This is a genomic window from Peribacillus sp. Aquil_B1, from assembly GCF_022603275.1.
Lineage (GTDB): Bacteria > Bacillota > Bacilli > Bacillales > DSM-1321 > Peribacillus.
Genome location: NZ_JAKXEE010000001.1, coordinates 108,229 through 128,600 on the forward strand (window position 1 = coordinate 108,229; position 20,372 = coordinate 128,600).

General features: G+C 38.2%; 20 protein-coding genes. 13 read left to right on the forward strand and 7 right to left on the reverse strand.

The genetic code is table 11. The features are described 5' to 3' along the window. From MPH60_RS00575 to MPH60_RS00630, 12 genes are all read left to right on the forward strand, one after another. Positions 1-1,390, forward strand: a 1,390-nt coding sequence (locus tag MPH60_RS00575) for a toxin Cry1Ac domain D-VI-related protein (RefSeq protein ID WP_241615803.1), incomplete at its 5' end; no start/stop codon positions are given. Positions 1,391-1,587: 197 nt separating this feature from the next. Further along, on the forward strand, positions 1,588-2,112 hold the full coding sequence (locus MPH60_RS00580; protein WP_241589377.1) for a hypothetical protein: 525 nt from the start codon (positions 1,588-1,590) through the stop codon (positions 2,110-2,112). A gap of 620 nt (positions 2,113-2,732) precedes the next feature. Next, entirely contained in the window at positions 2,733-4,088 is a 1,356-nt protein-coding gene (locus MPH60_RS00585) for a nucleotide sugar dehydrogenase (RefSeq protein ID WP_241589376.1), read from the forward strand. Between the two features lie 60 nt (positions 4,089-4,148). After that, the gene (locus MPH60_RS00590; protein ID WP_241589375.1) at positions 4,149-4,853 is read left to right on the forward strand and encodes a YveK family protein; all 705 of its coding nucleotides are present in this window, start codon (positions 4,149-4,151) and stop codon (positions 4,851-4,853) included. 15 nt (positions 4,854-4,868) lie between these two features. Further along, complete coding sequence (locus MPH60_RS00595) at positions 4,869-5,576, forward strand: CpsD/CapB family tyrosine-protein kinase (RefSeq protein WP_405390196.1); 708 nt, start codon at positions 4,869-4,871, stop codon at positions 5,574-5,576. Positions 5,577-5,638: 62 nt separating this feature from the next. Next, a complete protein-coding gene (locus MPH60_RS00600; RefSeq protein ID WP_241589374.1) occupies positions 5,639-6,370 on the forward strand; it encodes a tyrosine-protein phosphatase in 732 nt (243 codons plus the stop codon). A gap of 26 nt (positions 6,371-6,396) precedes the next feature. Next, positions 6,397-8,208 (forward strand): polysaccharide biosynthesis protein, encoded by a 1,812-nt coding sequence (locus tag MPH60_RS00605; protein WP_241589373.1) that lies wholly within the window; start codon positions 6,397-6,399, stop codon positions 8,206-8,208. Positions 8,209-8,452: 244 nt separating this feature from the next. Beyond that, the gene (locus MPH60_RS00610; protein ID WP_272492784.1) at positions 8,453-9,037 is read left to right on the forward strand and encodes a sugar transferase; all 585 of its coding nucleotides are present in this window, start codon (positions 8,453-8,455) and stop codon (positions 9,035-9,037) included. Between the two features lie 97 nt (positions 9,038-9,134). Beyond that, a complete protein-coding gene (locus MPH60_RS00615; RefSeq protein ID WP_241589372.1) occupies positions 9,135-9,758 on the forward strand; it encodes an acetyltransferase in 624 nt (207 codons plus the stop codon). Positions 9,759-9,770: 12 nt separating this feature from the next. Next, positions 9,771-10,931: a DegT/DnrJ/EryC1/StrS family aminotransferase gene (locus MPH60_RS00620; RefSeq protein ID WP_241589371.1), complete on the forward strand. Its 1,161-nt coding sequence runs from the start codon at positions 9,771-9,773 to the stop codon at positions 10,929-10,931. Between the two features lie 126 nt (positions 10,932-11,057). Continuing rightward, a complete protein-coding gene (locus MPH60_RS00625) occupies positions 11,058-11,231 on the forward strand; it encodes a hypothetical protein (protein ID WP_241589370.1) in 174 nt (57 codons plus the stop codon). A 1,019-nt stretch (positions 11,232-12,250) separates the two neighbouring features. Then, positions 12,251-13,747: a BglG family transcription antiterminator gene (locus MPH60_RS00630; RefSeq protein ID WP_241589369.1), complete on the forward strand. Its 1,497-nt coding sequence runs from the start codon at positions 12,251-12,253 to the stop codon at positions 13,745-13,747. A gap of 357 nt (positions 13,748-14,104) precedes the next feature. Here MPH60_RS00630 and MPH60_RS00635 read toward each other — a convergent pair whose 3' ends face one another. The 3 genes from MPH60_RS00635 to MPH60_RS00645 form a co-directional block, all read right to left on the reverse strand. Beyond that, on the reverse strand, positions 14,105-15,289 hold the full coding sequence (locus MPH60_RS00635; protein ID WP_241589421.1) for a CynX/NimT family MFS transporter: 1,185 nt from the start codon (positions 15,287-15,289) through the stop codon (positions 14,105-14,107). A gap of 56 nt (positions 15,290-15,345) precedes the next feature. After that, positions 15,346-16,023, reverse strand: a complete 678-nt coding sequence (locus MPH60_RS00640; protein WP_241589368.1) for a FadR/GntR family transcriptional regulator — start codon at positions 16,021-16,023, stop codon at positions 15,346-15,348. A 431-nt stretch (positions 16,024-16,454) separates the two neighbouring features. After that, complete coding sequence (locus MPH60_RS00645; protein WP_241589420.1) at positions 16,455-17,786, reverse strand: amino acid permease; 1,332 nt, start codon at positions 17,784-17,786, stop codon at positions 16,455-16,457. A gap of 369 nt (positions 17,787-18,155) precedes the next feature. Between MPH60_RS00645 and MPH60_RS00650 the strand changes: the two genes are divergently transcribed. Next, on the forward strand, positions 18,156-18,278 hold the full coding sequence (locus MPH60_RS00650; RefSeq protein WP_241589419.1) for a YjcZ family sporulation protein: 123 nt from the start codon (positions 18,156-18,158) through the stop codon (positions 18,276-18,278). Between the two features lie 73 nt (positions 18,279-18,351). On the opposite strand, the gene MPH60_RS00655 is transcribed toward MPH60_RS00650, so the two are convergent. From MPH60_RS00655 to MPH60_RS00665, 4 genes are all read right to left on the reverse strand, one after another. Further along, positions 18,352-18,525 (reverse strand): hypothetical protein, encoded by a 174-nt coding sequence (locus tag MPH60_RS00655; RefSeq protein WP_241589367.1) that lies wholly within the window; start codon positions 18,523-18,525, stop codon positions 18,352-18,354. Positions 18,526-18,603: 78 nt separating this feature from the next. Further along, positions 18,604-19,425, reverse strand: coding sequence for a cytochrome P450 (locus tag MPH60_RS27660; RefSeq protein ID WP_272492783.1), 822 nt, complete (start codon positions 19,423-19,425; stop codon positions 18,604-18,606). A gap of 35 nt (positions 19,426-19,460) precedes the next feature. Continuing rightward, positions 19,461-19,997, reverse strand: coding sequence for a cytochrome P450 (locus MPH60_RS27665; protein WP_272492782.1), 537 nt, complete (start codon positions 19,995-19,997; stop codon positions 19,461-19,463). Between the two features lie 195 nt (positions 19,998-20,192). Next, on the reverse strand, positions 20,193-20,333 hold the full coding sequence (locus MPH60_RS00665; RefSeq protein WP_241589366.1) for a hypothetical protein: 141 nt from the start codon (positions 20,331-20,333) through the stop codon (positions 20,193-20,195). Positions 20,334-20,372: the final 39 nt, after the last annotated feature.

Here is a 20,372-nt window from a genome sequence, read left to right on the forward strand (position 1 = left end):
TCTGTTCACGGACGATAAGTTCGATACATTGGAAGGAACGACGGATCAAGCATCAATTGACGAAGCCCAAAAAGCGGTCAATAAGCTTCCGGAAGGTGCAGAAAAAGACCGTCTGCAAGATTTACTGGACAAAGCGCAAGACTTATTGAACGAAAAAGAACAAGCAGAAAAGGATCTAGCCGATGCGAAGAACAAAGTGGAAGATCTGTTCACGGACGATAAGTTCGATACATTGGAAGGAACGACGGATCAAGCATCAATTGACGAAGCCCAAAAAGCGGTCAATAAGCTTCCGGAAGGTGCAGAAAAAGACCGTCTGCAAGATTTACTGAACAAAGCGCAAGATTTATTGAACAAAAAAGAACAAGCAGAAAAGGATCTAGCCGATGCGAAGAATAAAGTGGAAAATCTGTTCACGGACGATAAGTTCGATACATTGGAAGACACGACGGATCAAGCATCAATTGACGAAGCCCAAGAAGCGATCAATAAGCTTCCGGAAGGTGCAGAAAAAGACCGTCTCCAAGATTTGTTGAACAAAGCGCAAGATCTATTGGATAAAGATATAACGGCTCCAAATTCACCGAAACTGAATGAAGTTACAACAAACAGTAAAGAGGTAACAGGAACTGGAGAGCCGGATACTAAAGTAACTGTCACCATTAATGGGAAAACCTATACCGGGGTTGTCGGTCCAGATGGGAAATTCGCGGTTGCGATTCCAAATCAACCAGTCCATACGGTTCTTACAGTTACTCTTACCGACACGGCTGGGAATGTCAGTAATAGTTCAACTGTTAGAGTAGTTCAATTTATGCCGAGCGAACCAGTCAAGATAAATCCTGTGTATCAAAATGCAGAGGTTATAACTGGAACTGCACCTGAAGGGGCAACTATCGTTCGCTTATTGGTAAATGGGGAAGCGCTTCGTACGGCACCTGTCAATGAAGATGGAACATTCAGTATATACAGTAAGTACGTAGGAGTGGACGGAAATGGAAATAATAAAACCCTACAAGTAGGCGATATCGTAACGGTTGACTACGGTGTTCGGACTCCATCGAATCTGCAAGCTCATACTACGGTAATCAAGGAAGCGGAGAAACTGCAGGTGAATCCTGTAGCTCCTAATGCAGATTATGTTACGGGCAAGGCACCGGAGGGAACTAAGAGTCTCCGTTTGCTAGTGAATGGAATTGCACAGAGAACAGTGTCCCTTACTCAGACTGGGGCAGGATTCATTAATCCGGATGGAAGTTACCAAATTTACAGCCGGTTTATTGTGGATGAAAATGGGGCTACTCGAAGATTGCAAGCAGGTGATGTCATTGAAGTAGATAATGGACCTCTAGTAATTGGCGGAGATGTAGCAAAAACAATAGTTAAATAATCAATGTGATAATGATGTAAGAAGGCCTCTCCTATTGGAAGTGGGTCCTTCTTACATGCTTGAAAAACCCCTTCTGTTATGATGTCTTCGTTTCAAACTAAAAAGATCACCATATGTAAAGAGAGTCAGAAATATAGATAAGATATTGAAGAATCTCAGTTATAAAAGGATTTTGATATTTTTCAAGGGGTGAGATTATGCTATTAAAGAGAAGGTTCAGAAGTATTGGAATCTGTATATTAACTTTAACCATATTTTTGACAGGCTGTATGTCAGGAGAAAAGGATACTAAGGATGAACCGGGAGGAGTGTCAAAGCAAACGGATTCCACCACTGCTAAAGTAGTTGCAGGACAGGAAAAAGACATATCTGGCGTAAGTATTGGGATTGAAGAAGCATTGCAGCTCGAGCACCCAGAGCAAAAGGGTAAAAAAGTTTTACAGTTACAGCTGAAGGCGACTAATAAAACGGCAGAAGAAAAATTCGTAGACGTTTTTGAAATGTCGGTATGGAATCAAGAGGATAAAAAACTACGTATCTATCCAGGAGATAATCTGGGCACCAAACTGGCTCCAGGAAAAAGTGTAAAAGGAAATGGATACTATGTGATTGAAGGAAAGGGACCTTACAAGGTGCGGTATGAAAATACTGAAACGAAAGATAAGCAGGAATGGACTATTGACAAAGTGAAGGACATGACAGAAGACGCATCTGGAAAGTAGTATGTAATTTGTATTTTGACTGAATATTGGAGTTCCCCCGATGAATGGTACCACGGTTAAAGGCCATTCAATCGGGGGATTTGTTTTTCCTGATCGATAAGAAATGGAGTATCGGATAGAAAAAGGCTATGTTCGTTTTTATGAGCTGTTTGCTAATTTTTTTTAGGGACGTCCATTATAAATGTGAAATGTGGGGAAAAAGTTCTGATTCAAAAAGAAATATTTAATTCTGGAGATAGGTGTGTTGGCTAAAAACAGATTTAGTTTTACCCTAACCATGCACTTGAACGCGGTTTTATGGCTTGTACCTCACGTCAAAAGAACAGTTGAATCAAAAACAGAACGGTTCATTCGAAATCTGGAACCAGCAACAAAAATAATTATGATAATTTATTAATGCTGACGAAAAAAATTAACGGGAAACTTACAAGACGAATTTTCAAGGCTGATTTCTAAGAAGGTATATCAACCAAAAAATATTAATGATCTATCTGGTCGATTTTGCTGATTAAGAAAGATGGCGTTAGAATTTGCTAGTTTATTTGTATTGAATTTTCATTGTGTCCTAATAATTTTAAATACTCGTTATGTTCTGGTAAGGGAAATGGAGGAGTTGAATCATGATAACAGCGACAACACAAAAAAGGCAACAACAAAAAAGTAATGCCCAATACTCGCACAAATCTGCTCTGCAAAGAGAATTAAAGAACAAGACCGCTAAAGTCGGAGTGATTGGATTGGGTTATGTTGGTCTCCCAACTGCTTTCCATTATGCATCTAAAGGTTTTATGGTGACAGGATTCGATGTCTCTGAGACAAAAGTGGAAAGTTTAAATAGCGGAATCAACTATATCAATGATGTAGATGATGACGGGCTTAGAGAATTGATAAACCAAAAGCGGTTTACAGCGACGACGGATATGAAGCAGCTTGGAGACATGAATGTCCTTTTGATTTGTGTTCCGACCCCAGTTAATAATTTGAAGGAACCTGATATCTCGTATGTTAGGGATGTAGGGAGAATTGTCGCTGAACATGTGAAAGAAGGTACATTGGTTATTTTGGAAAGTACAACATATCCAGGAACGACAGAAGAATATATCTGTACACCATTGACAGATAAGGGATATGTGATTGGAGAGACGTTTTTTGTAGCATATTCTCCGGAAAGAATAGATCCGGGAAATAAAAGGTTTAATTTAAGCAACACTCCAAAGGTTGTCGGAGGAATGACGGAAACCTGTACAGACCTAGCGTGCAAGTTCATCGGCCCAACAGCTCATCGTGTTAATGGGATTCGTGTTGCAGAATTAAGCAAAATCTTTGAGAACACTTTCCGGTGGATTAACATGGCTTTGGTCAATGAAATGACGGTTTTATGTAATGAATTGGAAATTGATATATGGGAAACGATCAATGCGGCTTCTTCAAAACCATACGGGTTCATGAAATTCACCCCAGGCATTGGTGTCGGGGGGCATTGCATACCGGTCGATCCATACTACTTGCTCTATAAAGCGAAAGAACATGGTCATCGGACCAAAATGATTGAATTGGCTGGGGATATTAATGACGGAATGGTTCACTATTCCTATACGCGCATACTTGAACTGCTTGCAGCAAATGACAAGCTCATGAAACACTCACATGTTGTGGTTTTAGGTGCAACTTACAAAAGTGATATTGATGATTTAAGGGAAAGCCCGGTCGTCCGCTTACTTGAACGAATACAAAACAAGGTCCAGAATCTAACCGTCATCGAACCCTATGCAAAAGAAATCCGAATCAATGAACAAGTTCTACAGGTGGAAAAATACGATGCTGCCATTCTTCAAAAAGCCGATTTAGTTGTCATAGGAACACCACACAATTGTTTTGACTGGAAAAGTGTCCATGATCATGCTTCATTAATATTCGATTCCAAAAATGTGATGGAGGAAAATGGACTGTTTTCTGATAAGGTCGCAAAATTATAGGGGCCGGAAATAAGCAAAGGATAAATTGAAAATTATTTTAGAAGGATTGGAGTTGATTGAATGAGGGAGACACTCAATATAAAAGATCTTTTGCAGATGGTAAAAAAACGCATCATGCTCATTATTATTATAACAACCCTTATAACGGCGATAACGGGAATTGTTAGCTTTTTCATTCTTCCGCCTGTTTACCAAGCTTCTACACAAATCTTAGTCAATCAATCCAAAGAAAAATCAGAGCTTTACAATGTAGGTGAGATTCAAACCAATATTCAATTGATCGAAACGTACAGCGAGATCATAAAAAGTCCGATGATGTTAGAAAAAGTCAAAGAACGACTGAATCTTGATATATCAAATGCAAAATTATCGGAACAAATCAAAATTGTCAGTAATGGTAATTCACAAATATTTACCATTAAAGTTGAGGGTGCTGACCCCGAATTTGCCGTTAGTGTCGCCGGCGCAATTACGGACATATTCCAAGATGAAATAAAAACGCTTATGAATGTGGACAATGTCAATGTCTTATCCAGAGCAACTATAGGAGATAATTCCTCACCTATAAAACCGAACCCAATCATGAATACGATCGTTGCATGTTTTGCAGGGTTAATCATAAGTTTATTTATTACATTCATGATCGAATTTTTCGACAAAACAATCAAGGTTGAGTCTGATATTGAAGAACATTTAAAGATCCCGATGCTAGGCATCGTGAATTTAATCGAAAATAAAAAAAAAACGGAAGTTATAAATCTGTAATTACAACCTCAAGAGGTGAAAAGCTTGACACGCAATAAACGGCATAAAAAGAAGGAAATTAAAAAAAGAAGCAGTATTTCCATGTTGAAATCGAAGTCACCTGTTGTGGAGCAATATAGGACAATACGAACGAACCTTCAATTTTCCGCTGTGGAAAAAGACATAAAGACGATGATTTTCACCTCTGCAAATGCAGGTGAAGGAAAATCGACGACTTCAATCAATGTCGCAGCAGTTTTTGCTCAGCAAGGGAAACGCATTCTCATCATTGATGCAGATTTGAGAAAGCCGAGTGTTCATACTAACTTTAGTATGGAGAACTACTTGGGGTTAACGAATATCATATCAAAGCAAAATCAATTACTTGAAGCTGTACAACCTTCCATTTTCCCTAATTTAGATGTGTTGACAAGTGGGCCAATTCCCCCAAACCCATCGGAGTTGCTAGGGTCTAACGGAATGGTGGCAGTGTTGGATGAAGCAAAGCTGAATTATGATTTAGTAATTCTGGACACACCGCCTGTTAATGCTGTTACAGATGCTCAAGTATTAGCGAATATGACAGACGGCGTTGTTTTAGTGGTCAGCAGCGGAAGAACTGAAATACAGCAAGCACAAAAAGCGAAGGAATTACTTGAGAATGCAAATGCAAAGCTTTTGGGCGCAATCCTAAATAAGAAAAAACAAGAGCATCCAGACGAATACTACTACTATGGTAACTGAAAATAGTAGTTTGGAAGTAGTATGAATTTTACATTCGCGATTAGGCCAAAGAGGGGATAACGATGATTGATATTCATAGTCATATTTTACCGAAGATGGATGATGGTGCTGAAGATATCCAGGAAAGTATAGAAATGGCGAGAAAAGCTGTAGATCAAGGAATTTCCAACATCATAGCAACCCCTCATTATAATAAGGGGATATATGAAAATGATAAGGAAAAAGTCGTCAATGAAACTGCAAAATTAAACCTAGTGCTAGCTGATCTCGAAATCCCGCTAAAGGTATGGCCAGGGCAGGAAATAAGGATATCCGATGAACTTTCAGATGATTATGATAATAATGAAATCATGGGCTTGAATGGTTCGCAGTACATCCTTCTCGAACTGCCTTCTAACCATGTGCCAAGGTATACGGAGCGATTAATTTATGATCTGCAAATGAAAAGGATGACACCGATCATCGCTCATCCAGAGCGGAATTTGGAAATAATAAAAAATCCGCAACTTTTAAAAGAACTGATTTGGAAGGGTGCGTATTCACAAATAACAGCAGGGAGCATCACAGGTAAATTCGGATGGAGAACAAAAAGGTTTTCCAAATATTTAGTCCAATCAGGTCTTTCTCATTTTATTGCATCAGATGCTCATAATATTGGAAAAAGAGGTTTTCAGATCAGGGAAGCACATAAATTGATTGAAAAGAATTTCGGACAAGAAATGGTCGACGCCTTTAATGAAAATGCCAAAAATGTATTGTCCGGGTTGAAAGTTAAGGAACTCTTGTTTGACTAAAAATATTAATATGGGGAGAAGTAGATTTGACATATTATAACCGGCTTTTCACATTAGTCCTACTGGACGCCATGATTGTTGTGACGGCTGTATTTTTAAGTTATTGGTTATTACATCCATATGATGAACTTCCGGCATTTACAGTGACAATTACGCTTATTTTGCTCTTATGTCATTATTTCTTTACTGCTTATTTGAAACAATATAAAAAAGCATGGGAATACGCCAGTATCAGGGAAATGTTCAATATATTCAAAGTAACGGCCTTTTCTATTACCATTGCAACCGTCTTTCAGCTATACTTTACCGATTTTCTATATAGTAGAGAGCTTTTCATTACTTGTATTCTATATATGGCCATGATTGGGTGCTCACGTTTGGCATGGAGGATCTATTTTGAACGATACATTAAGCAATCACCCAATAAAAAAAGAACGTTGATCGTTGGAGCCGGATCTGCAGGGACGATGATAACGAGTCGGTTGTTAAAATCCAGCAATATAGACTTAGTCCCTGTTGCATTCGTTGATGATGATAAAGCGAAGCTAAGTTTAGAAATCTTCAATATACCTGTAGTAGCAGCAACAAAACATATTTCTCATGTGGTCGAGCAATACAAGATCGAACATATTGTGATTGCGATCCCTTCTTTGAAAAGAGAGGAAATAAATGCGATTCTTTCGGAGTGCACCAAAGCTTGTAAAAAGACTCAAATTGTCCCTAGCCTGGAAGCGATTGTTCAAGGCAAGGTTCCAATTAATGAATTGCAGGATATCCGGATGGAAGACTTATTGGGTCGCTTACCCATTCAACTTGATGATAAAGGGATTTTAGAAAAGATTGTTGATAGCACAATTTTAGTAACCGGTGCCGGCGGTTCAATTGGATCGGAAATCTGTCGCCAGATCATGAAGTATAATCCCGCTAAAATTGTATTGCTCGGGCATGGTGAAAACAGCATATATGCGATCGAGTTGGAGTTGCGGGAGGCTTATGCAGATACAATTGAGATCGTGACCGAAATCGCGGACATTCAGGACCGGAGGAGGATGTTTCAGGTAATCGACCATCATCATCCAAATATAGTCTATCATGCAGCCGCCCATAAGCATGTACCGCTTATGGAGTCCAACCCTAAAGAAGCGGTGAAAAATAACATGATAGGCACGATGAACGTCGCGGAGGCATCGGAGGCAGGCATGGTGAATATTTTTGTCATGGTTTCTTCAGATAAAGCCGTCAATCCGACAAGTATAATGGGTGCTTCTAAATGTTTAGCAGAGATGATGATCCAGTATAAGAGTACGTCGAGTCATACTAAATTTGTAACGGTCCGATTTGGGAATGTACTAGGCAGTAATGGCAGCGTCATCCCACTCTTTAAAAAACAAATTAAAAAAGGTGGACCTTTGACAGTCACTCATCCGGATATGATTCGCTATTTCATGACGATTCCGGAAGCTTCAAGATTAGTCATTCAGGCAGGAGTTCTGGCTAAAGGCGGAGAGGTATTCGTACTTGATATGGGCGAACCTGTCAAAATTGTCGATTTCGCTAAAAAGCTTATCCAACTGTCAGGTTACACCGTTGAAGAAATCGGGATAACTTATACCGGAATCCGGCCAGGTGAAAAATTATACGAAGAATTGCTTGGGGAAGATGAAGTTTACTTAAATCAGATCTATCCGAAAATTCATATTGGAAAACCAAGAGAGGTAAATTGGAAAGCGATAAAAGAGATTATCACAACATTTGATGACATGAGCGAAGAAACGTTAAAAGAAAGAATGCTGCATTTGGCGAATTACAGGAAGAATAACAAAATTCCAATACCGTGATAATGCCTCAAATCCGGGTGATGTTAGCAATTATCAGAAAAGCAAGTGTTACACATTCAGGCAAATTTGATAATTTCCGTTTTTCAATGAATGAAATTGGGCAATATGTTCACCTTGTTAAAAAGAAGTAAGAATAATAGATGCGATGAAATTTGCAATTAATGACTAGAATTCTGTATAGCTTATCTGAAGTATACCTTCGTTTACTTGATATCGATACACAATGGTAATTTGGGAGGAAAAAATGAAACGGGTTTTTGAATTATTGATAGCTTGTCTGGCGCTTATATCCTGTTCACTTCTTATGCTGTTAATCGTCATCCTCATCCGTTTGAAATTAGGTTCACCTGTCATTTTTAAGCAGGAGCGGCCAGGCCTTAATGGCAAACCATTTTATTTGTATAAGTTCAGAACGATGACAGATGAAAAGGATGAAAAAGGGGATTTGGTTCCTGATGAGAAGAGATTAACCGATTTCGGGAAATTACTTAGAAAATTAAGTTTAGATGAATTACCTCAATTATTCAATATCTTGAAAGGGGATGTGAGTTTTGTAGGCCCACGGCCATTATTAATGGAATATCTCCCGTTATATACTTCCGAACAAGCAAGGAGGCATGATGTCCGGCCTGGAATGACGGGGTGGGCCCAAGTGAATGGACGAAATGCAATCTCGTGGGAGAAAAAGTTCGAGCTTGATGTATGGTACGTTGAAAACCAATCCTTTTTACTGGATATGAAGATCATATACCTTACCTTGATAAAAGTATGTAAACAAGAAGCCATTACCCAGGAAGGCCATGTCACAACCCAAAAATTTGTTGGATAATAGGATGAATGATATTGATTTAAGGTTTACCAATATTCAACTGTACAACGAGGAAATCAAGAAACTCCAAATTTGATGATGTGAGAAGTGATTTGAATTGAAGAAAATCATAATAATCGGTGCGGGCGGGCACTCAAAAGTTGTTCAAGATATTGTTGAAGCAATGGGTGAATATCGGCTCATGGCCATTTTAGATGATCGATACGAAGTGCTGAAAAGAAAGGGAAATGTATATTTTGGACCCATCTTAAGTTATAAAAGCTTGTTTATTCATTTTGAATTTAAGGTAATTATTGCGATAGGCAGGAACGATTTAAGATTAAAAATCGTAAACGAACTGAATTTAGATGTAATGGATTATGAGACAGTCATTCATCCAACCGCTATAGTGGGTAAAAATGTCTCCATAGGTAAAGGAACGGTCATTATGCCTAATGTCGTCTTAAACGCTGGCGCTAAAGTGGGGAGTCACGTCATTGTTAATACGTCTTCAGTCATTGAGCATGATACCCATCTTGATGACTTTATCCATATAGCACCAAGTGCTACCTTGACAGGAGCTGTCAAGGTAGGAAAGGGTACCTTGATAGGAGCTGGATCTACGGTCATACCTGGCATAACAATAGGGGAATGGTGTACGGTTGGTGCCGGTGCAACCGTTATTAAAGACATTTCTGATGCATCTACGGCTGTGGGGTCCCCAGCTAGGATAATAGAATAAGGAGTGTGTGGGATGGAGAATAAAAGATTGTATCTTTCGCCTCCTCATATGAGTGGGAATGAACAAATGTACATTAGCCAAGCGTTCGAGACAAATTGGATAGCGCCGCTAGGACCGAATGTAAAAGCTTTGGAAGAAGAATTTGCCAAATATGCAGGAACTAAGGGGGCGTTGGCAGTAAGTTCAGGAACTGCGGCCATTCATTTGGCATTGCAAGTATTGGGAGTCACCACTGGTGATACTGTATTCTGTTCTTCATTAACTTTTATAGCCAGTGCCAATCCCATCATCTATCAAGGTGCGAAGCCTGTTTTTATTGATTCCGAATCTGATACATGGAATATGTCACCTAAGGCATTGGAACTGGCTTTGGAATATGCGAGGAAAAATCGGGAAATTCCAAAAGCTGTAATTTTGGTCCATCTATTTGGACAAAGTGCAAAGGTAGATGAGATCAAGAGCATTTGCGGGAAATATAAGGTTGCTTTAATAGAGGATGCGGCCGAATCCCTTGGTGGCACATACAAGGGGAAGCAAACAGGAGCGTTTGGTGATATAGGGATTTATTCGTTTAATGGAAATAAAATCATAACAACTTCTGGAGGGGGCATGCTGGTTTCAAATAACGAGGAATACATACATAAGGCTCTCTTCCTATCAACACAAGCACGTGATCAAGCGCTTCATTATCAGCATAGCTCGATTGGATATAACTATCGTTTAAGCAATATTCTAGCTGGAATCGGCCGTGCTCAATTAGAAGTATTGGATGACCGTGTAAAAGTTCGGAGAGAAATTTTTGATCGGTATAAAAAATCGTTAAGGAACATACCTGGCATTACCTTCATGCCTGAATTAAAAGATACGATGGGGAATCGCTGGCTTACCGCATTAACAATAGACGACAAAATCAATGGAGTACGATCCATTGACGTGATTAATGCGTTAGAAGCAGAAAATATTGAGTCCAGACCAGTATGGAAACCATTACATTTACAGCCTGTCTTTAAAGATGCAGCATTTTTTACAGAAAGCGGCGATAAAAGCATTTCAAGTATGTTATTTGAACAAGGTTTATGTTTGCCGTCCGGTTCGGGTATGACATTTGAAGATCAAGAGCGGGTCGTGGAAATTGTAAAGGAAGTACTTGAACCGTCCAAATTAGCCCAATGATTCTTTCGTCGTGTGATACGAGTTAATTCATTAAAGGAACTGCTGCATGCAGACAAATTTAGCAGATATACCAAAGCTCGTTTAATAATTTACCTTCCTTACAATGAAAAGGAGGCAAACCAAAATATGAGAATTACATTTAAACAGATTTATCAAGATATCGACAATTTAGTATGTTTATCCAATAACCGAAATAGTTTGAATTTCAGAGAGATTGAGCTTACAAGAAAAAGACTGGTTGAAAATATAAAAGCGATAGAACTGCATACCATCATTTTAAAAAAGAAAGATCCAGGATGAATTTCCCCATATCATCCTATCTTTTGAAAATGAATTCATTTTGGGAGCCTTTTTAAATCTACAGTAGAAATGAGCGTGCTTATGAAGATTGGTGATAAAGTTATTTATAAATCAAGGGAATATAAAATTATTTACATCTATAGAAATGATTTAAAAGCAGAGCTTCTTTCCTTTGATGCTAAGCATGAAAAGTTCGAATTAGCGCATATATCCCATTTGGTAAAGACTAACCAGGCTTATGTAGAGAATCTGCAAAGGGGGTCCCCTTATGAAAATTGTTGAGTAGCGGTTGTTGAATAGAATGGCAGATGGCACACCAGGCCGTCAAGCGATTCTACACAGTCTTTTTCTTGACTTATCACATCAACATATAAAGACGATGTATCTTCAATATTCTATTGAACCTTGTTGGGGAATGTATTAAACCTATGAATACTTTGTTCTTCCTCCTCAATATGGATGCCTTCTATCAATTTAACCTTTCATTTTCATAAACCTCTTTACCGATTTTTTACATGGAGCACTGCTTTTGAGGCGTTGCTATTTAAATAGTAAGCACTGCATTCTTTTAAGGTGTATTCTCTTAAATCCTCTATAAAAGAATGAGGTGTTTTTTTTTGTCCAGAACAAATGAATGCTGTAAAGAAAACATAATTGCTTAACGATTGATAATGCAAAAGAAATTGTTTCTAAAATGAAATGCTTCATTGTTAATTTGGGTTATATTACTAACCGTATTTATATTTTATACCTTACAACTATACATAGCTTGTTGATAATAATCGACGGGTCATGCTTGTTACATCAAAGATAAGTTTCAATAATTGATTTCCCCATACCACATATGAAACGACGCAGGAATAAAATTATGGTAAATTTGGGTAGTAAGTAGTGTTTATTTTCTGTTGCTTTTAAAGAAACGTGGGATAATTATAAATATTAGGTATTAATACTCAACTTATATATTAATATTTTTAATAAGAAAAGATATGAAAATCAATAAAGTTAAAGGTGATTGTATGAATCGATTTACTGACCGCTATTCAAAACTGCTGTATCATTTATTTTATGAGGATAACTGGTGTAGTTTAACAGAGCTATCAAAAAAAACAGGTTATTCGAAAAGTACATTATGGCGGGATATATTGCATATGAGTTCAAATCTTCCGCCTGAATGGAAAATTGATAAGAATGAAGTGCAGGGCGTAAGGTTAATGAAACCTAAAAACGGCACCTTAGAAGAACTTTGGTTTCATCTTAAAAGTGAAAACACCTATTTTCAAACCTTGGAGTTAATTCTTTTTAACAATGGAGTAACGATAAAGTATATTACTCAAAAAGTACATATTAGTCGCTCCACAGTATACCGACAGTTAGAAAAAATAGAAGAAGTATTAAAAAATGCCGAAGTTCAATTATCAAATAGTCCTTTTAAAATTGTTGGGGATGAAATAAAGATCAGAAGATTCATCATGCAGTATGTAGAGTATATGTCCGGCAATTTAAATGATTTTATTACTTCCTTTAATCTTAAGGAGTTTCAAGACACTTTATTGGAACTATTAAAGGAACATACAACTTCTTTACACATGGGTGCCATACAAAGACTAGCGATAATCCTTCATATCTCCAACATTCGCATAACCCATAATTGTTTTGTGACATTTCCAAAAGTGGTTATAGATGAAAATGAAACATCCACAGCATTTGAAATATCAAAGAAACTATTTAAATTCATGGTGAAATGTCCAAGTAGGGAGAAACAGATTTCTGAAATTTTATTTTTTTCTTTATATTTTATGAGCGAAGAAATGTCTTTAAATCGTACCCAAGAACTTCGGTACATTCGTTCCAAACTTAATTCGGATAGCGGTAAGCCTTTAGGTCAATTTTTAATTAATCTATCAAAGAAAATTGGGCTGGATGTTTCTCAGGATGATATTTTCATGTACGAATTTGCACAAACTCTTCGTGGGATATCGTTTGACTTACAGTTAAAAACGGATACGAGAATAAATAATATTTTACAATTCGTTCCTTATTTTGAGGATAATGAGTTATTTGTGCTCATTGAAGAAATAGCACAATACATATCGGATGAATTTGCTATTTCTTTTGAAAATATAGAAATATTAGAGATATTCATGTTGGTCCAAGCTTCGATTTTAAGAAAACAAAACCAAATGGTTATTGAGACTGCATTAATTTGCCGATCATATATAGAGAAAGATTATATTCGTGAAGTATTAAAACATCATTTCGGAAACAAACTTAATATTTATGTAATGGATTTTTCCGATATAGACTCACTTTTTAGAAAAAATGGGTTTGATATCTTAATAACCACAGATTTAGGGCAGTTAATTAATATCGAACACATTCCTGTATATAAAGTTTCTTCATTTCCAACTCCCTCTGAATTAAAAGAAATTAAGATGTTCACTCGAAAGAATTTCATTGATCGGTATGGTTTAAATCCTAATATTTTATATCCATTTGAAGAAGACATGGATTGAGATCCGACTTAAGGCATTTTTCACTTTGTACTTTACCCCACTGATAATGAACAGTAATGTGCAGCAAATAAATTTACCTCGTCTAAGCCTAGGTCATTTCTTTTTTCTCCAAAAGGAGAAGGTGAAACTTACTTATCTGACAGAGTTTAAGGTTGATAATTTACTAAAGATAAGGGAGCCACGAAATGACCGAAGCGAGAACGCCATACATTCCTTCCCAATTTAAACCACAGACCATACTCTTTATTCAAAATTAAAGTCACGAAATAGGAACCTGTCGTACTGCTATCAGCGGCTGGTATGTAAATGGCCCCGGTACAATACCGGGACCATGGCCGTTTAGAACCTTTTTTACCTTTACTGAGTAGTTACATATTCATTATTTCCTGCACGCATTCCAACAATGAAAATAAGTGCCGATATTGCGGCCAACATCAATAAGGGAACTGTCCAGCTGTGTGTAATGTCATGAAGCAAGCCGAATAATACTGGTCCAATCGCAGCTAAGAGGTACCCGAATGATTGAGCCATTCCTGATAATTCCGTCGCCTCATGGGTGCTTTGTGTTCGAAGACTAAAGAACATCATCGATAAACTGAATATGGTTCCAACTCCAATCCCAATCAATATCATGCATACTGGTATGAAGAGAGTGCTTCCATATAATATGCCGAATATCCCTGCAATAAGGAAGACGACAGGCGGGACCACTAACAGACGCTGACTTTGTAAGCGTCCAGCTAAAATTGGTACAAGGAATGTTATTGGGATGACTGCAAGCTGCATGATGGATAGCATCCAACCAGCTTCATCAGCGTTCAGGCCTTTTTGCTCCAGGATTTCCGGCATCCAGGTAATTACTGTATAGAAAATAAACGATTGCAAACCCATGAAGAATGTTATCTGCCAGGCTAAACCAGAACGCCATAAGTTAATCTTTTTATCCTTTTGTGCCGTTTGTACATCCTTCCCTGACTTGGATGGCCGTCTTAATTGCGGCATCCATAAGAAAACTGTAATAAGCGATAAAATTCCCCAACATCCAAGGGCCCCAGCCCATCCCAATCCCGAAGAAGAAGCAAGGGGAATGCTGATCCCGGAACCTATTGCGCCAAATAAATTCATGGAAACAGCATAAGTTCCTGTCATCAAACCGATGTTCCTGGCAAAGTTATGTTTAATCTGACTTGGTAACAATACATTGCCGATTGCAATGGCTAACCCGATTAAAATGGTCCCAATGAACAATGTCGGCACCCCGCCAACTGAGCGTATTCCTATTCCGATTGTTAGTAATATCAAGGAAAGGAAAAGCGTAAGCTCAATTCCAAAACGCCGTGCTATCCTAGGTGCAAACGGTGATAATAAAGCAAAGGAAAGCAAAGGCAATGTCGTTAATGAACCTGATAATGTATTAGATATCCCCAAGTTATCACGGATCGAAGTGACAAGGGGGCCAACCGATGTTAAGGGGGCCCTAAGGTTTGCCCCAAGAAGTATGATTCCGATGATGAGTAGTCCAACTCTGGTTTTAATATCCATTTTTGTTTGTTCTAGTTGATTTGCCGCTTGATGAATGCCCATAATCTCCTCCTTACTCACTCTATAGATTTTTTGAATTGTGCAATGTATTCATTCACTGTTTCGATTGCCCGGTTCACATCTTGTTCGATGATGGCATCTACAAGTTTGCAATGAATGTTCAAATGAAAGTTCACATCAGAACTCATCTCCACTATCTGATGGATGGATTCATGCAGGGAGTGTTCCATATGTTCGTACAAATCAATCAATAAATCATTATGTGAGGAACCCATAATCGATTTATGCAACTTTATATCGGCTTCTTCGTAAGCCTTGATATCCTTTGCTTCGGCAGCTTTGCTGCATGCTGTTATATGAAACCGCAATTGTTCTATATCTTCTTGATTACGTCTTAATGCCGCTAACTGAGCTCCCTCTCTTTCAAGGGCATGACGGACCTCTAACGTTTCTAATAAACTTGACTGCTGGATCCTTCTTTCAAAAGCAGCCCCCAAGGCACTTGATGACCTTACGAATGTCCCCTTTCCTTGTTTCGTTACTAAAAGACCTGCATAAACAAGTGATCGTACAGCTTCCCTTAATGTATTTCTGCTTACATCGAACTGTTGGATCAAATCCATTTCAGGGGGAATTTGATTTCCAATTTTCCATTCACCTGATTCGATTAACGATTCGATTTGGGAAACCACTTGCTCTACAAGTGATAATCGATTTGTTTTAGATATGGTCAAAATATACACCTCAAATTTGTAGGATGATTGGTTCATTGGTTATTTTAACATATGTATGTTGAAAATGGAGCAAACGAGTATTTTAAATCCAAATTTGTTTCACTTTTATTCTTCAGAAAAAAAATTCAGAAATCCGCTCTCTTTCTGCCGACTGCCTGCCAAGCCTCATCAAAGCAAGCATCTAGCTGGGGCTAGACTAGCCAGTTATTCGGCAGGGATGTCGCAGGGTTTCATCCCAAAAGGCGTAACCAAGTTTGTTAAAATCATGGTTAGGGGTGAGACCATTTCTATTGATGGAACCGGCAGACTATAGACAAATGTAAAGAAACGCCAGTTGGTCTATTGCACTAAAAAAACTGTAGGCAAACTCGAGTTTCATCGAGTTTGCCTACAGTCTGAAGTCCCTATTAAATGCAGGGGGAATTATATTTCTATTTTTTTTGTTTCACAATAAAGGAAAGAAGGATAAATATCATTAACGTGACAAGACATACTGTGGTTCCAATGATGTTTTGCTTATTAAAGATAAATGCCAAAAAGATAATGCTTAATGCCGTGATGGCTAATATAGTTGTATATGGGTACCATTTTACCTTGAAACCTGGTTTGCCAATGTATTGCTTACGCAGCTTCAATTGCGCGGAACAAATACTGATCCATAATAATAAAACTGTGAATCCAGGAATGGCCATAAGGTAGCTTAAAATCAGTTCGGGATACAAATAGGATAAAAACACACCAGCCAATATGCATAATGTAGTTAAAAATATACCATTAAGCGGGATACCCTTTTTCGTTGTTTTTAAAAATGCCTTAGGCGCTTCCCCGTTTTGGGAAAGAGTGAACAGTGTCCTTGAAGTAGCGTATATACCTGAATTTGCAGCTGATAAGACAGCGGTTAACAGAACGAAATTCATGATATCGGCGGCTCCGGGAAGACCCGATAAGCTGAAAACCTGAACGAAAGGACTTACTTCAGTGCTTACTTGGTTCCAAGGTATTACCCCGCAAATAATAAATATCGGCAAGACATAGAAAAGAATCACCCGCCATACTGTTCCTTTAATGATTTTTGGGATGACTCGCTGACTATCTTTTGTTTCCGTAACGGCTACACCAATTAATTCTGCACCACCATATGAAAACATTACGACTAAAAGTGCACTTAACATTCCGTCAATTCCTTGGGGGAAAAAACCACCATGTTCCGTGTAATTAGAAAATGAAGCAGAACTAGGAAAAAGTCCTAGCATGATCAAAGCTCCTAAAATAATAAAGGCAATCAAGGTTATAATTTTAATTCCTGCGAACCAAAATTCGAGTTCTCCATAGTATTTAACTTGAAACAAATTTATTCCTATAATTACTGAAGCACAAAGGATACTTAACAGCCATAATGGTACTGCAGGAAACCAATATTGAAGAAAACTTCCGGCTGCGACTATTTCCACAATGATCACGATAATCCAGTTAAACCAATAGAGCCATCCGACAATGAAGGATAGTTGAAACCCAAAAGCTTTATTAATGAGATGCTGTACGTTCAAATTAGGAAAAGCGGTTGCCATCTCTCCTAATGCGGCCATTACAATAAATAACAATAGCCCCCCTATTAAATAGGCTATTACAACACTTGGACCTGCCATATTTAATGTATCGGAACTCCCCTTAAAAATCCCCGTTCCTATCATTCCGGCTAAAGCAATGAACTGGACATGCCTCGGCAATAGGCCCTTTTTTAAATCTTGATGAGTCTGCTCCATTTTATTCATGCCTTTCCTTTTAATAAAATAGTCTATCAGTAAAACTAGGAATTTCTTCTTTTATTGAACGCTTTCACGTGTTAAAGTATTATATTAATATATCATGAATCGGAAAAATGTCAATTTAGGCAGGTGAACTGGAATAGATTCCTAATCCGTAAGGAAGGAATTGTCTTTATTATCTGAAAGTATTTGGATTTTATGAAATGAATCATAGGGAAAATTAACCAATCGGCGCAAGGCTCTCTATTGAATGAAATACATATTGAAAAGAGAGAAAAATAATTCCGTTTAATCGTAATAATTCTGAGATTTTGTTTGGAAGAGAATACGATGATGTAATCAGTTCAAGTCCTTCCATAAAAATGAATAAGGAGTGATGGCGCTTTTGGATTTGGAGGAGGTTTCGCCTTTATAATCGTTCTGTTTATCCTTTTAGTAATTGTTGGAGCCAGCACTAGAGGCGGCAAGGGTTATGGAACATACTGCTGAATAACAAAAAACCGACCATTCAAGGTCGGTTTTTCTTTTAATATAAGGGACGAAGCGGGAGAAGCTAACGAGACTATCCGTTTTCATATAAAAAGGGGAGAGGGGGTGTCTGTAGGTATTCGGTTTCTTGTATCGGTTCAATTTCGCTTAGAAATTCCAAATAACCGGTATATACCTGTGAGGCCATCCCTAAATAGTGCAATTCAGTGTGGATGATTCCCTTCCGTGGTGAATGGAGCATATACATTTTTTCATCCCTCCTTTCTAAAAGAATAGGCCAGTCATTCTTAGGCGTTAATCGAACCATGAGATCGTTCTTTTTACTTCAAAAATTGGATGTGCCAGGTTCGAAGGCTTCTGCATCTCTTTCTTCTATCACCATGCGCAGTCCATTCTTGGGTCTGAGTGTAAGGGATGAAAGAGGGGTTACTTCATGATGGTCAGGTGCAAGCTTTATCCTATACCGCTTTGCAATGCAGGCCAGGACAAACACCGCTTCCATCATGGCAAAATGATTGCCGATACAAACCCGCGGCCCTCCGCCAAATGGAAAGTAAGCGAACGCAGGCAGGCTTTTCATGAAGTTATTTTCAAATCGCTCAGGAATAAATAATTCCGGTTGATCAAAATACTGTGGATCATGCTGCATCACATAAGAACTTATTAGAATCATATCGCCTTTTTTAAAGCGATATCCTCCTATTACGACATCCTCCGTCACATCACGGGATAAGATATAAAGTGGCGGGTACAGGCGAAGTGTTTCATGAATGATATTTTGAGTGTATGGTAATTTCATGAAGTCTTCAGGCTTGGGTGTCCGGTGACCGATTATGCTATTCACTTCATTGAAAAGCTTGGCTTGTATTTCTGGATGCTTCGAAATTGCGTACAGTGCCCAGGAAAGAGCATTTGCTGTCGTTTCATGACCGGCAAGGAAAATAGTCATTAATTCATCACGGACCTGATGGCTTGTCATACCTAATCCGTCGTCTGCATCACGGGCGTCCATCAGGATCCCCAGCATGTCTTCATGTTTTTCTGTGTCGTTCTTCCTTTTTTCAATAATGCCGTAAATCACTTTATCAAGTCTTCGTATCGCCTTTTTATATTCACGGTTGATTTTGGTGGGTACCCATAATGGCATACGGAAAATCTTTCTCATCCTTTTGACTGTAATTCTTAAACATTTTCCAGCGGTTTTCCAACAATCTCATACCCATCCTTGAATTCCATGCTGAACATCGTCTTGCTGATTATCCCGAGAGTGATGTCCATCATATCCTTCGTTATGATCCGTTCCTCATCATGTTGCCAAGTTGATATAAAATCCATTGTGGTATCGATCATATCCTTGGCGTATTGGCTAATATGAGTCTTTTTGAAAGAGGGTTGGATAAGCCTTCTCTGTCGCATATGAAAGTCTTTTTCGCTTGTAAGCAGACCTTCACCGATAAGCGGTTTTAAAACATTGAAGTCCTTGGATTTGATGAAGGATTTTTGTTTTGTTACGAGTATTTGTTTTATTAAATCAGGATTTAAAACGTGATAAACATTTTGGAATGGGCCTAAACGGAATTTAGCGACTTCTCCATATTCCTTGGCCAATCGGGTCAGAAAGCCAATGGGATCTGCTTGAAACTCCATTGTATGTCCGGAAATCAGCCTTCCTTTTGGAACCTTTGGAGAAGTGCGGAAGACATCATCAGCGTGGCTCAATGTGGTTTTTCCCCTTTCTTTAAAATAATTACATGTAATCATTCTATGAGGGTCAGCTAAATTGGTTTGGACAAGTCGTTAAAGAAAGGGCGGATAATTCTATGAAGAAAAAGCTACTTAAGTTAGCCATAAAAAACCTCTGGCTGAATAGAGCCAGAGGTTTTCATGAAAGCTTTAGATTTTATGATGTGGGATTTAACTTCTTTCTTCATCGTCTCCATGTTGGAGACGATCAGTTTTTTCATTAATGGGCCCGCCAAATTCTGCATTGATTTCCTTAACCACTTGATCTAAGAATTCATCTGATATTATCGGATTATTAGATTTTTTATGCATGTACAATCCTTTCTGGATATCGTTGTTTGGATCATTTAT